Annotated in this window: 9 protein-coding genes; 3 read left to right on the forward strand and 6 right to left on the reverse strand. The window is 48.7% G+C overall.

Features of this window, described 5'->3' with window-relative positions:
* Positions 1-542: 542 nt before the first annotated feature.
* Both KNO73_RS08310 and KNO73_RS08315 read right to left on the reverse strand, forming a co-directional pair.
* Positions 543-1523 carry a hypothetical protein gene (locus tag KNO73_RS08310; RefSeq protein ID WP_215112329.1) on the reverse strand — a complete coding sequence of 327 codons (981 nt, stop codon included), beginning with the start codon at positions 1521-1523 and terminating at the stop codon, positions 543-545.
* Positions 1524-2537: 1014 nt separating this feature from the next.
* Positions 2538-5252, reverse strand: coding sequence for a hypothetical protein (locus KNO73_RS08315; protein ID WP_215112330.1), 2715 nt, complete (start codon positions 5250-5252; stop codon positions 2538-2540).
* A 743-nt stretch (positions 5253-5995) separates the two neighbouring features.
* Between KNO73_RS08315 and KNO73_RS08320 the strand changes: the two genes are divergently transcribed.
* Positions 5996-7120: an SH3 domain-containing protein gene (locus KNO73_RS08320; protein WP_215112331.1), complete on the forward strand. Its 1125-nt coding sequence runs from the start codon at positions 5996-5998 to the stop codon at positions 7118-7120.
* Positions 7121-7232: 112 nt separating this feature from the next.
* Here KNO73_RS08320 and KNO73_RS08325 read toward each other — a convergent pair whose 3' ends face one another.
* From KNO73_RS08325 to KNO73_RS08340, 4 genes are all read right to left on the reverse strand, one after another.
* Positions 7233-9920, reverse strand: coding sequence for a S8 family peptidase (locus KNO73_RS08325; RefSeq protein ID WP_215112332.1), 2688 nt, complete (start codon positions 9918-9920; stop codon positions 7233-7235).
* 108 nt (positions 9921-10028) lie between these two features.
* Complete coding sequence (locus KNO73_RS08330; protein WP_215112333.1) at positions 10029-10391, reverse strand: hypothetical protein; 363 nt, start codon at positions 10389-10391, stop codon at positions 10029-10031.
* A 132-nt stretch (positions 10392-10523) separates the two neighbouring features.
* A complete protein-coding gene (locus tag KNO73_RS08335) occupies positions 10524-11834 on the reverse strand; it encodes an Ig-like domain-containing protein (protein ID WP_214687387.1) in 1311 nt (436 codons plus the stop codon).
* Positions 11835-12002: 168 nt separating this feature from the next.
* Positions 12003-12377, reverse strand: a complete 375-nt coding sequence (locus KNO73_RS08340; protein ID WP_143180225.1) for a nuclear transport factor 2 family protein — start codon at positions 12375-12377, stop codon at positions 12003-12005.
* Between the two features lie 163 nt (positions 12378-12540).
* On the opposite strand from KNO73_RS08340, the gene KNO73_RS08345 reads away from it, so the two are divergent.
* Both KNO73_RS08345 and KNO73_RS08350 read left to right on the forward strand, forming a co-directional pair.
* Positions 12541-14772 carry a C40 family peptidase gene (locus tag KNO73_RS08345; protein ID WP_353047958.1) on the forward strand — a complete coding sequence of 744 codons (2232 nt, stop codon included), beginning with the start codon at positions 12541-12543 and terminating at the stop codon, positions 14770-14772.
* Between the two features lie 12 nt (positions 14773-14784).
* Positions 14785-15069, forward strand: coding sequence for a hypothetical protein (locus tag KNO73_RS08350; RefSeq protein WP_215112334.1), 285 nt, complete (start codon positions 14785-14787; stop codon positions 15067-15069).
* Positions 15070-15100: the final 31 nt, after the last annotated feature.

A 15100-nucleotide genomic window follows, 5' to 3' on the forward strand; every position in this document is an offset into this window, starting at 1 on the left:
CTTATACCGTATAACGGCTTTCGAGTCAGGCCTACACCGCACGTGCGCCTTTCAGCGCATACGGCGTGCCGTCAATCCTTGCTTATTTCCCCTATATTAGTATACATAAATGAGCAGTACTTATTTTACATTTTATAGAAAAGGAGAGAATGGTTTTCTCAAATTCTAGGACTTATCTTGATTGTAGATTTTCAAATCCGTTATCACTTGTCTGTTCCTCAATACGCAAAAACGACCTTAGCATGAGCTAGATCCGTACAAAAAATTAAATTTGCGATGTAGTGAGATACTCATCGAACTCTTCTAAGAATTTTTTCAAGCTATCCACGTTGATCGTGTAAGTATTATCTACAGGAGACATTCGGCCATTTGCTCATTCTCAACTATTACAGCAGCGAACGTAAGCAATGGAACCAAAAAAAGATGACCCCGGAGCAATATCGAGGTCATCTAATCTTCGCATAGAATTCGAAACAATTTTAATTAAACTATCCGTAAAACAAGGATCAGTTTAAATTTACAGATTGACACTTTCAATTCAATTAGTTTGTTGGATTTTCTGTGTTCGAAGTCAATTCTGGCCATTCAACATTGAAAGTAATATCGATTTCAAACCCTTGATCATCTACAAGTTTGAACTCGAGCGGCTGTTCAATCTTAGGGAAGACAACAGACATTAAAGTTGTTCCTTCTTCATCTTTCCAGTTGCTTCCTTTCAAGGTTCCATCCACATCCCACGTGTATGAAACGCCACTGTAAACAATTTCTTCGATAGAAGAATCTTTTGTACTCTTAAGGGCGCCCATGTAACGCGCAAGAGTATTCAATGCATAACGTCCCGCGGCATACTCTACTGGTTCATCCTTCGTAGCTTCATTCTTCTTCAATGCTTCCCAATAGTTCGAGATAGCCACAACATCTTCAGTTAAATCAAGAGTAATCGCTTTCTCGCTAACGCTTAAAGTCGAAATTGACTTAAAGTCTAATGTTGGATCATAGTTGAATTTCTTCGCTTCAGTTAGAAGGTCTGTCAATTCTTTTAGTTTAGCAATAGCTTCAGAAGAATCGATTGCATCTCCAGAGCCAGAAACTACGACGCCCTCATCTTCTTTCGAAGATTTCAATGTAACTTCTACATCCTGTCCAGGTTGTACTTGAATAGACTGAGAAGAAACGATTGTCGACGGTTTTACTACAACTACTGGTTTTTCAAATGTAGCACCGCTGCTTACTTCTAATGTAGTTGGCTGATTCAAAGTCAAAGAATTGACTTTAATATTTTCAGAAATGACTACACGAATACCTGTAGTATCATTGACTACAATCGTATTGCCGTTCGTACGTTCATTCCAAGTGCCATCTTTAACATCTTGAATGTCAATCGTCCCATTAACCGTCGCTGAGTTATTGACTGTTGCATTTGGTGTGTTGACAGTCAAATTACCTGTGATTGTAAGGTTGCGAAGATCAATATCACCTGAAGTATCACCTGTGATGGTTACGTTACCATCGATCGTACGCATCCCTGAAGTTGGACCATAAACAATATCGTTTAATCCATTTGCAGTTAATGACAAGTTTCCTTTGTACGTCCCTCCCACCGCATTGATGAGTTGTTCTGCGCTATTCCCGTCTTATACTGAGCCAATAGACTCAGATTTCGGTTCGGGCCTACACCATACGTGCGCCTTTCAGCGCATACGGCGTGCCGTCAATCATAGTTCAAATTGCTCATTTCCCCTATATCAAATCTACCAATATTTTCTTTTAGATACAAGTCCTAATTTATGTATTTTATTGGTATTTTGTTTCCCCTTTAATTCAAAAAGAAACGAAACAACAAAACCACCTCTCTCCAATTTGGAAAGAGGTGGTCTAAGAGATCATCAGAGTGACTACTAATTCGTGTCGTCATCAATCAGTTTTCTCATTTTTGGGGAAATAAGCAACTGTTTCTGACTGACTAGGTTCCTTCGCTCCCACTAGTTTTATCCTCCCCATGTGTTACCACATAAGTACAACCGGCTAGTGATCGACACTACTATGAACCTGCTGCCATCTTTATGGCTTCACGGGTGCTGATCCACCTCTTCCATAAAGACTTCAAACGTTCCATCATGTTTATCCCTATTTTTAGTAACCGTAGACCTCCACTATTCAGATATGAGCAAGAAAGCGATTAACAGTCAATTCACACTTTCCTCAACCCGACATTGCATTCGGGAGAATCATCTTCGAACTCCTAGCGATTCGCGAAGACGATCGATTCATTCTGCCTACATGGATTCGTTGACCTGATCATAGTTACTTTTTAAAGAGTCCCGCCTCGACTGCTTCGAGTACGACTTCACCTGACTTAGCCCCTCACACATATCAGTGCATGATTGGACCCAGGAGGATTAGACACTCATCGTTGACTGTTTGATGAGGAATGGAGTCACACCATTCAATTCAACATGATAGTTCGGAATTATCCGGTCCGGATCCTCGAGGTCAATTAGACCTCGAGTTAGCGGACAACGTTTCGTTTAATTTTATTAAAGAGTACCTTCAACAAGACCTTTGACAGTTACAGTCTTACCATTAAGGAGGTAAGTTACGATGAACATGTCTGATGCAAGAGCATTTTGGATATCTACAGTTGCAGTACCATTTTTATCAACTGCAAGCGCACCATTTTCTGCAGTGTTATCATCTAAGTTTGTGACTGTAATTACTGGTGTGATAGCAGAGATTCCTACTCCGTACTGGTCAGTAACTTTAAGAATATCTTTCAATGCAGTTGCATCATCTGTATCAGCAAGATCAGATGCTTTGAACTTAGCAACACCATCAACTACAGTGTCTTTTTTGAATTCAATCTTTTCAGCTTTAGGAGCAACTTTTGAAATCGTTACTTCTTTCATGAGTGTAACTGGTGATTTTTCACCATCTACAACTACAGTGATTTTTGAAGTGATTTCGTTCTTATCGCCGAATTCAGTAGATGTTTCTGCATCAAGAACTGAGTTCAACTTACCATCAGTTGTAAAATCAAGAACCGAATCATCTTTAATTACAGTATAGTAAGAAGCCGGAAGAAGAACTTTAGAACCGTCAGCTTTCACACCGTATACTTTGAAGTCTTGTGTATGAGTTTCGGCAGTCGATCCATCAGCATAAAGTGTTCCAATTTCAGCGATTTCGAATGAAGCGTATGCAGACTTATCAACAGCCGTGAAAGTTACTTTGAGCGGGCTTGTAGATACTGATTTGTTATCCTTCATCAAGCTGAAAGTAAGAATTTCAGTTCCTTTTTCTGAACCTGAAACAACAAACTTAGACGCATCTTCAGTTAAGTTAGCATCCGTTACAGCGACAGCACCTTCACCTTCAGTTTCAGTCACAACAACTTTTAAGTCATCTTGACCTGAACCAAGTTTACCCTTCAAGTCGAACGCACGACCATACTGGTCTTTAACAACGAAGTTTGAGTAGTCAAGAGTTGTCTGACCACCAACCGCAACAGTTGTGTTAACATCTTTCAATGACTCGATTGTTGCAGCGTAAGCAGCTTCTTTCACGTCGATGTTAAGTTGTGACACTTTACCAGTTGCAGGAACTGTAGCAACTTGTACATCGAAGCCTTTAGCACCAGCAGTGTACTCAAGAATAGCTACACCCTCTTTACCTTTAACAAGTTTAAGTTTGTTTGATGAGAATGTGACTTTGTTATTAAGTTCATCAAACTTAGTCAAAGCGTTACCAAACTGATCGACTGCAGTGAATGGAATTTCAACCGTTTCGTTTGCAGCAATCATTTCAGCTGGAGCAGCAATGTTGAATGCAGCAAGTGCTGGCGCCGCAGCAACCTTCACTTCATATTGAGCCACTTTACCAGTCGCTTTAGAGATAGCAGTGATGATTACAGTGCCACCTTTAGAATAGCTACCACCATCCGTGAACTTAAGACCAAGTTTATCCTTGTCCGCGCCAAGTCCAGCAACTACTTCATCGATAGTAAGCACAGCTGGGTTAGATGATGTAAAGATGAAACCTGCGTTAATTTCTTCGGCTGTCAATGCTTTTCCATACTGATCCATTCCGTTTACGAGAAGAGCGAATTCACCAACCGGTGTTACACCTGAGAATGGCTTTCCGTCTTTGTGGTAAACAGATCCGAATGAAAGTGAATCAGAAACTGCCACATCAGCAATTGTGATTACTTTTGAAATGACTGTGTTAGTCGAAGCATTAATACCTGTTACCGCAATCATGTCACCTTTTTTAATTTCATCGGCAGTCAAAGAGAGAACACCTTTGTTGTCATCTTTAGCAGTGACACCATTTGAAGCAGTCCACTCAATTCCAGATGCAAGTGGAGATGAAGTGATGTCTTCACCATATTGGTTCATGACTTTGTAACCAACTTTAGCTTCTGTTTTACCTGCATTTGTAGGAGCAGTTGTAGAAGAAAGCTCGATAGAGTTAACTTTTTCGTTCATTACTGCTGATGTCTTAGAAAGTGCATCTTCAGTAAGACCAGAAACAGTTACTGTGTAGTCACCTTCGAAAAGTTTGCTAGCCAACTCAAGCTTCGCAGACTTCTTATCTTCAGATGGGACAACTGTTGCGTTAACAACAACTGATCCACGTTTGATTTCAAACTTCGCTTTCGAGAAGTCGATTTCTTTGTTGAAGTTAACTGTAAGTGCATCAGCAGAAGTCGCTTTGAACTCTTCGATTTCTGGTGCAGAGTTAACTACTTTGTACTTAACAGTTTTTGTTACAGTACCGTAAGCTTTGTTAGCGTAAGTGAGTGTTCCTTCGAACTCTCCAACTTTCTCAGTGCTGAATCCAGCTACTGAGAGTGGCTTGTTGTATACAACACCGTCTGCGAAGAGAACTGGTTGAATGCGGATTCCTGAAACAGGAACGCCTTGCTCGAATACGAATTCAGATTCAGGTTTGATTTCTTGTGCGTAGTTCAATACGCGAACGCGTTTCTCAACACGGATGCCTTGGCCTTTTACAAAACCTTTAGCAGTTTGGAAGACACCAAGTTTGTTCATGTCTACTGAAGATTTGTACCAGTGGATCTCGCTGCCCTTGTATTCTTTGTCAAGCGCTGCGTTGAGGTCTCCCCCACGTACGTAGTCCGATGAAAGACGGACCGTTGTTGATGCTGCGTCTGCCGTGATTGCAGGCGCTACTGCTGATGCTGCTACTGCGAACGCTGCCGCTGCAGTAACGAATTGTTTCTTCTTAGCCATCTGATGTAAATCCTCCCTTAGGTAGATAGGTTTTTCTACCGTCCTTGCCCAACCGATCTCGTTCGGAGTCATGTATCCATAACAATGAATAAAGTACTAATGATTATGTAACCGACTCTTCAATAGACCAGGCGTTCTCCCCCGGTAGAAGTCTTTGCAAGAATCATCTTGAACAATTTACCAAGACTGTTCTTGGAAAACCTTACATCCATAATATACATAACCCTTCCAAGCGACACAAGCGTTTTTTTTCGCAAAAATGGTAACGTTTTTGAATTTTGGAGATTTTAGTTTAATTCATTTTTAGATTTACCTATTTTGGAAATGTCGAAACAAGTCGATTTTTGTTGATTTCATGCGATTTAAGCCGAAATACTCGTTGAAAACCATTTTTATACCATTAATTACCTATAAAATTTATTTTACATCATCAAATTTACAAGACCAATCTTCACCAATGATATTTCCAACTCATAAAATCATTGACCTCTTTCACAAAACCAAACATATCCAAAATAGCATCCCTTATTCCAACTACACACGAATCGGTGACTGGTCCGGATGATTCATACTCGTGAGGACTATTTGCCTAGCCTGGATTTACGATTTGGCACGATTCTTTACTCACCGATTCTGTCTTGAGAAACTGAAAAATCGATTCCCTTTTCGTCTGAAACGTGACGGATGTCTGGTAAGGGATTGTCCTATACTGAAATCAATGAAGACTTAAAGGAGATTCCACTATGCGACAACTATTGAAAGCATCCATCTCGTTCGGACTGATTGGATGCTTCATCCTCTCACCGATCGAGTTTGTTCCCGTAACCGACCTAACTGTTCAAGCCAAATCAGCATCGACGACCGTGACGGCTGAACGGGTGACAACGGAGTATACGAAAGTGTACGCCTCACGGTCGAAGAAAGCGAAGGTCATTCTCCCGCTCACGTTCGGTACGACCGTCTATCAAAATGCGACGTCTGGAAGTTGGACGAAGATCACGTATAAAGGAAAAACGGGATGGGTGCCGTCAGACATGCTCATGCCGTCATTGATTTCGACGGAGTATCTCGTGAACCGAACGACGGACTTGTACGCGACGTGGTCGACGAAAGGGAGACAGATCACGACGGTCCGATCTTGGAGTCGCGTCGTCAAGACTGGGGAGTACGGCAAGTGGTCCCGTGTCCGAGTCGGTGGGAAGACGGGATGGTTGCCTACTTCTTATCTCCGTGCGCCGTATTCAAACGATCGAATCACTCGGACGGTTTACGGAAGTCACACATATGGGGTCGATACGCAGGCGGAGTATGATGCGGTATATAAACGGGTGAAGGCGGAGTTTGATGCGAAGTATGATTCGGCTGAGTTTGGGTTTAGCGCCCATATCCAACGTGTATTGAATGGGGAGAGGGGTACTGATGATAGGAATGACCCTAACTTCCGTAGACCGGATAATGTTGATTTATTGATGGCAGAGAAAGCGTTAGAGCCTTATTTCGACGGTAGTATGTCACTAAAAACGTATGAGAAGATGTACCGTACAAACAATATGTACACGTATCTCTATAACAAGTACAATGCAAAATCAGTTGAGGGTGATAAAAACTTAAAATCCGCATATGATGTATTATTTAGAGGAAAAGCGGACTGCGATTCAAGTGAACAATTGAAGTCACTTGTTTACGATTTGGCAGGGATTGATAATGTTATCATTGGTGATGGAGTAACACACGCTTTACTCTTGTTCAAAGTAGATGAGGGGTGGATGGGGTCAAACTATAAGGCGTTTACTAAGAAAGATATCGACTCTACAAACGCTTTAAACATCTACATTTCTTACACGCAAAAAGGTGCTAAGATTTCATAATAATCTCGCTGAGAGGGGGTTTCGACCCCTTTTTGTTTCGCCCTCCTCCCCGACCCATCAAAAAACGGGTATCCCGATCGCTCGGCATACCCGTCTCTTCTATCGAATTCTCTTATCGTACAGTCGTCTTGCTCATCTTGCCTGCGCGACCTTTCAAGTCCTCGATGTGGACGTTGATCGTCTCGCCTTTCTTGAGCGCACGTGTCTTCACAGAGAACGTACCGTTCGGGAGGACCGTTCCGCGTCCCAACACTTGATAGTTGCTGTTGCGGACGACGACACGCATCCCGGCGTCACCGCGACCCGTGACCGACTTCGCGCCAGAACGGAGTGTGTTCACCATCGGTTGCCCTGGACGTGTGCCGGATTTTACGACGACACGTTCGCTCGTCTCATACTTCCCGTTCGTATAGACGACGCGAAGGACCGCCCCTGCTTTTTGCGGTTGAATCGAGAAGGCGGCAACGGTCTGTTTCGACGTGCCCCGTCCGATCAACTTCTCTCCTTTATACACGCGGACCGTCGTCCCCGACGTGACTTTCGTCTTGAACGTCGATGAGTTGTCCTGTGCTTTCGCGCCAGAGGCGTTCAATTTGAGCATCGACTCGGCGCGGTAGACGTTCGCCTTCCCGAATCCGCTCACCGGGTTGTAATACGCCGGGAGCGTCATGCCCAATTCTTCTAACACATACTCGAACCCGTCACTCATGCGTGGGTCGTACGGTGCGTCCCCACCCGAGAAGGCGATCGGGTCTGCCGTCCGCTGCAAGAGCGTCCGTACGTCTTCGACCGAAAGATCTGGGTGATACGACTTGAGGAGCGCGACGGCTGCAGCGACGTGTGGCGTCGCCATGCTCGTCCCGTCCATATAGACGACGTTCCCGTCTGGTACGAGACTCGCCACTTTCGAGCCAGGTGCGACGACGTCGACCCCGATGCCGTAGTTCGAGTAATCCGAGACGATCCCGAAGGCGTTCGTCGCGCCGACCGAGATCGTATATTTCGATGATGCCGGATACGACACGCGAGACTGCGCATCGTTCCCTGTCGCCGCCACGATGACGACGCCACGGTCATACGCATACTTCAACATGTATCCGAGCGTACGGCTCTCGTTGCCGCCGAGGCTCATGTTGATGACTTTCGCCCCTGCGTCGACCGCATACTTGATCCCGAGTGCGATTTGGTCCGTGTCCCCAGAACCGCCCGCATCGAGCACTTTCACCGGCAGAATCGAGACGTTCGGGACGATCCCGCGCATCGAAACGCCGTTGTCACGTGTCGCACCGATGACGCCGGCGACGTGTGTCCCGTGACCGTGGTCATCGATCGCGTCGCCTTCCCCGTTCGGGTCGACGAAGTTCTTCGCGTTTGCGACATCGACCTTACCTTTTAGGTCAAGGAGACGATGGTCGACCCCAGTGTCGAGGACGGCCACTTTGATCGACCGTTTCGGCAAGTTCAACGCCTCATACTTGTCGAGGCCGATCCCTGCATTCGCGAACGGCTCGAGGACCGACTTCTGGTTGATCGCCCATTGGTAGTCGAGGCTGACGTCGGTCGCGAACGACTGATACGTCTGGACCGGTTCGATATACTCGACGTTACGGTCCGACTCGAGCGTCGACTTCGCCTGTGCCTGCATCTTCGTCGACGCTTCTTCCACATCGACGAGCGCGAAGTAGTCAGACGGTTTCCCGATGGCGATCCGCTCGGCCGAGACGTCGCTCATCGCGTTCATCTTGCCGATCGACGTGCTTGGTGACGATTTGTATTTGACGATGTAACGCGGTGCGTCACTGCCGTCCGTTTGGATCGTCATTCCGATCTTGCCGAAGAGGTCCGTCACCGGAGTCCCGGCGAGCGAGTCCATCTCGAGCGCTGTCGCGATCTCGCCGATTTCGCCTTGTAGCGCGGTCGGTACGCTCGCGTCGACCAAGGCGTGGAGACGGTTGATCGCCGCCGCGTCCTGAGTTTTGAGCGTATACGCCTTCTTGTCGACGAGTGCCGTCAACAACGGACGGAGCGTCTTCAAGTCGGTGAGGGCAGCTTTGCGCTTCTCGCCGTCAAACGTGATCGCCTTGACGATATAAGGTGAGGCACGGTAGTAAAGGGCCGACAAGTCGCGACCTTCCTGTGACGTGCCGAGTACTTCACTTTGGACGCGACGGATGAGCTTGAGCATCGAGTCACGTTCCGGTGCCGGTTGGACGATTGATTCGACGGCACACATGTCGCCGCCGACCTGCTCGTATTTGACCGGGAGTTTGACCGGGTTGACGACGAGCTTGATGTCTGACGCGAGATCCGGCATGCCTGGGTCTGTCGGCTCTTCCCCGTCGACCGGGAGCACATCCCCTGGAATCTCTTCGCCTGGAATTTCTTCTCCGAGATCCATCGGCATATACTCGACCTTGATGTAATATGGACCTTCCCATGCGAACGGGAAGTCGATCTTGGCCGTCTGTTCTTCCTCTTCCTTCGTCGCGCTCGCGCGGTAACGGTCGAACGTCTCATCCTTCGCCGCCATGTCGGCGCTCGGGTAGACGCTGATGTTCGCGAGCTTCGAAGATTCGAACGTGACTTCCATATGTGTCATCGCGGACGTCTCTCGTTCCATCTTGAACCAATACGTGTTGACCGGGTCCGTGCCGGTCGTGAATTCGACCGCTTCCCCCGGAGTGAGTAATGTGGCATTGGTCATCCCGTTTCCGCTGTCAGCGAGTGCTGGCGGCAGGAACGAAAGGACGAGGACGAGAACCGTCACCATCGCCACGAACTGCTTGAATCGTGCTTTCATGTTTTCCCCTCTTTCGTTTGTTCTGGAGCATGCGCCCCACATCGTTCTACGATACTTATCGGTTTATGTTTCAAAAATGTAACAAAAATGTTTCGACAAGATGTCGATTCACTCGTCGAATGGTCGCTCACTTGATTTCTTTCGCTCGAGCACACGGTAATTGGCCTCATGATTGGTCCGGTCAAAGAAGATCCCGGCGACTTTGATGAAGCGAAAGTCGACCTTATTGCCGTATCGGTCCGTGTAGTCGATCTGCTCGATCCGGAAGTACCCGTGGTCTTCGGTCGCGCTCGAGAACCGCTCGAATTTGAACTGGCGATCGATCACATAATAGAAGCGCTCTTCCTCCATGAAATAGATTTCCTCGACACCGTACTCGTTTTTCATATAACGCTCCGTCGAGTTCTCACTCACGACGTTCAGCATCGTCATGCACCAACCGAGGAGTAATAATAGAAGAAATGCTTTCATCCACCATAGGAATCGACTTGAGGAGATCGGGGTCACCGGCAGGGTTTTTAGCGAATAGATGAGATCTCGCTTATCTTTCATGTTGCAACTCCGTTCACCAAAAAGACCGATGTCTCCACCGGTCCTAAGAAATTAGTATCCTGCGTATTGAAGCGATTGGATGAATGCGCGTTTCTCCGCACCCGATAAGTTGAACTCGAGGTCGTAGTCCACTCCTTGGACCATGACCGTGATCCGGTTTTCCGGACGGACGTACTTGTCGACGAAGCTGATGAGTTTCGCATCTGGTTCGAACAAGTATGACTCTTCGACCGAGCCGTCATCGAACTCGTCATAGTAGACATCGTACTCGTCGATGTTTTGCGAATACGTCGCGCGACCGACACGGAGCGTCAACTTTTCAAATCCAGCGACCGACCCGTCCTCTGTGTAGCTGCTGAGAAGGAACCCGAGGCCTGACTTCGACGGATGTCCGAAGAAGAGTGGCACGAACGTGTCCGCATATTTTGTCGTCGCATCTGCGTAGAAGACTTCTTTATGAACCGTCACCTTCATCCCTTCAAAGTAGACACGGTGGAAGTTGTTGTAGAGCGCGTGCTGTACCGTGATCGCCTTTGGTTGGCTGACATTTCCTGCACCATCACGGATGACGAGTGACATCTTCTGCCCCATCGCTTGACGTGGAATCTTCACGATGAACTTCCCAGTCGACATGACCGGTGCCGTGTATGACTTCGTGCCGATCTTGACGATGGCCGTCGCATATGGCTCGGCTTTTCCGAAGACGCCATAGGATGCCGCCGTCACCGATTGAGTCAATGTCGCCGTTTTTGGTGCGATGCGGTCTTTGTAGACGCTACGTTTCGAGACGTCGCTCGTCGCGCCTTTCGTCGTGATCGTCTTCGCTGAGAGCCATGAGTAGGCCGGTTGCGGCGCGATGCCACGACGGTAGAGACCGTTCGCATCGAACTTCCCTTTATACGTGCTGCTACCGATCGAGAGCTCGACATATTGTCCCGGCTCCCCGACGACGCGCACTTCACGTGACGTCTCCGTCAACGGTTTGATGACCGGTGCGTCCGGACGTGCTTCTGGGTCTTCTGCGACGATGGCGCGTGTCGTCTCACTGATGTTGCCGCTCGCGTCGACGAGACGGACGTCGATGACTTTACCGACCGACTGTGGTGACATCTTGAAGACGGCCTCACCACCTTCGAGGATCGTACGGACGTACGTCTTGCCGTTGATCAAGATCTCCGCTTTCGCAGCCACTTCACCTGTGATCGTGAGTGATGTCGATGTGTGGAGTGGTGCCGATAATACAGGTGCATCAGGAGCAGTCACGTCTTCCGACGTCTCTGCGTTGACGATTGTCGAAGGCGCGATACCTCCGAATGCGAGTGTGGTCGCTAAGAAAAGTGCTGCATATTTCGGTTGCTTCATAATAAGTGGGGTCCCCCTCAAGAATAATGACAATCGTTTACAAATTTATTATAATCTGTCCTTTTTCAAAAGGGTACATAAATTTTCTAAAATAGTCATATATTTTTCAAATTCACATTTCCTTCTTTTATTAAAAAAGACACCCCACTGTTTGGAGTGCCTGAACGCTTAGCCTTCGTTGATCATCGTCGCCTGTCCGCCTTGCCATAACCAGACGCCATCTTCTTTCACATAAAGATGAAGCATCCAGAACCGACCTTCGTAGGCGTTCGTGCCGAGGATAAATTTTTCTTCTAACAAAAGTTGGACGACGGCGAGGTCGCCGCGTACCGTCTCATCGAACGTGACCGTGTCCTGTGCGATCCATTGAATCGCTGTCGGGTCGACGAACTGGTCTAAGAACGTCTCTTTATCGAACTGACGCCCGCTCGAATCGACATATCGGAACGAGTCGTGCATGAGCGCCCGCATCGCGTCGAGATCGCCGGCCACCTGATGGGCCGACCGGTCGTCAGAAAGTTGTTTCATGTTGAGTGTCTCCATCGTTGTCCCTTCCTTTCCCCGTTTATCATAGCACAGATGGTCGAAAACGAACGAGTGGAATGCTGATCACAGATTCCTTCAATCATTTCCCTTTTATCGAAATAAGCAACCTTTTTCATCTCCACTATGTATATACTAAAAAATGTAAATTTCATGAATCGAGGTGGAACGCTTGAAACGAATCTTCAGTTTGCTTGTTCTCTTTACTTTCTATTGGACTCTCACCGCACAGGCGGTCGGGTCCGACGCCATGCTCCCTGCCGGCACGACGCTCTATGCCGACCCGGAGGAATCCAGCATCCTGCTCGTCACGGATGAGCCGAAGCGTGTCGACATCCAGGACGTGACCGAGACCCATACGTCCGTCACGGTCGATACACAGAACGGATTCGTTCGAAATGACGACGTCCGATATGCCGTCACACGTTACACCCAGACAGAAACGGATGCGCTCGACGCTTCCGGTAACCCCGTCGCAACCCTCCCAATCGGGACAGCCGTCGACGTCTTCGACCTCGAGGGCGACCGTCTTCTCACAACGGATGGGACGTATGTCGCCCGTGACGCCCTCGGAGAGACGATGCCAGAAGCAGTGACCCGCTACGCGAAAGCAGGTGCGGTCGTCTTGTCCGCTCCAGACGGGGAAACAATCACCGAACTCGAGGCCGGGCAGACCCTCAACGGTTTTGTCGTCGGTTCGATGCTTCGCATCGAGACGGCGGACGGCTTCGGCTATGTCGCCTTAGATGCGACGAGCACTCGTCCGATCAAGACGGGCACCCAGTTCGTCTTGACGACATCGCCTTACACCGATGCATCCGGCAAGATCATCGGCTCCCTCGTCCGCGGTGAACAGACGAGCGTCTATGGCACCATCGGAGACACTGCCCGCCTCTTCAAGGACGGCGCCTACGTCTATATGAAACGCGACGTGCTCGCCGACAAGATGCCACGCTACACGAAGACAGGCAGCCGCTATGCGCTCGCCGCAATCAACGTCTATCAGGACACAGACAAGAAACAAGTCGTCGGGTCGCTGAAACGAAGTCAGCTCGTCACCATTTACGGGACGGACGGCGACTTCACACGCATCTATACGCGCGGCCAGTTCCTATTCGTCGAGACGAAATCGCTCGGCACGACAAAACCGGCACCGCTCAAGACGGGACAACGGTACATCACGAAAGACACGCCGGTCTACGCACGGACGGTCCTGTCGTCGAAGACGTCCCTCAGCCTGAAGCGCGGACAACTCGTCACCATTTACGGGACAAAGGGCAACTATACCCGCATCTTCACGCAAGGGAACTACTACTTCATCCCGACGAGCGTGACGAGTACGAAAAAACCGCCTCGCTTCGAATCGACGGGCATGCGGTACTCTCGTTATAACGAGGTCGAAGTGTACGCTTCGACGTCTGTCGCGAAACAAGTCGGTTCCTTGAAACGCGGGCAAGTCGTCGAAACGTTCGGGACGAGTGGGTACTACACGCGCATCCGTCTGAACGGGACGTATCGCTATGTCGCGACGGGCTACCTCGCCGTCTCGAAACCGACCGCAAAACCGAAGGCAGGAACGGTCTTCTATACGCAGTTCAACGGGACACCTTACTTCTCGGCTGACGTCGCGTACGGTCGTCCGGCCGGCACGTTGCCACGTGGAACGAAACTTGTCGGGCTCCGCTCGATTGATGCCGACTTCTGGCACGTCCGTCTTCCGTCCGGGAAACGCGTGTACGTGTTGAACCCATATATCGCCGAGACGAAACCGAAAGCGATCCAACCGGCGAGCGTCTATACGGCCGCCCATTACGGGACGACGAAGAAGACGCCGTTCTACGCCAACCCGAACGACACCCGTCCGATCGGGTATCTCGATGCCGGTCGTCGCATCTACCCACGTGGGAAGAGTGGCGACTCGTATCTCATCCAGTACGACTGGCGTCCCGTCTACGTCAAGACGAAAGACATCCGCATCAAGCAGGATGCCTTGTTGAAGAAACGGGACAACTCGCAAAAAGAGCGTCTGATCAACGCCGCCGTGAAACATCTCGGGACACCGTACACGTGGGGCTCGCAGTCACCGCTGAACGGTGGGTTCGACTGTTCCGGTCTCATCCATTATGCGACCAACCAGGCCGGGAAGATCGGCGGTCGTACGAACGTGTCGGGCTATTGGTATAGCGGACACTTCAAGAACAAACGGACAGGGATCACAAGTGGTCGTCGCGGGGACATCATCTTCTTCGCCGGCACGTATAAATCGGGCCCGTCCCACATCGGCATCATGCTCGATGACGAGTTCTTCATCCATGCCGGGGGCGAGATGCTTCAAATCAACTCGATCCATGACCCGATGTGGCGCCCATACTTCCTAGGGTACAAATCGTTATAAGGGGGATGCTCCATGTTTGATTATATCGACCCGTTCCTTTGGCAGCTCGTCATCGTCCCGGTCCTCACCATCGGCGGCGGTGTCGTGGTCGCCATGATCATGAAACGAATCTGGGTCGGCCCTGTGGTGACGTTCTTGTTGAACGCCATCATCGAATTGACGTACTTTGCCGTCTATTATGACCACAGTCCATTCGATATCAACCATCTCAGTTCGTGGAATGTCATCTTCCCGCTGATTTCGCTCTTGTTCTCGTTCATCTTCGTCGGATTGTTGAAAAAGAAGAAATCTGTCTGATATGTCGTGTCTAATCATTGAAAGGAGAACA

The organism is Exiguobacterium sp. s83 (assembly GCF_018617095.1).
Classification (GTDB): Bacteria; Bacillota; Bacilli; order Exiguobacteriales; family Exiguobacteriaceae; genus Exiguobacterium; species Exiguobacterium profundum.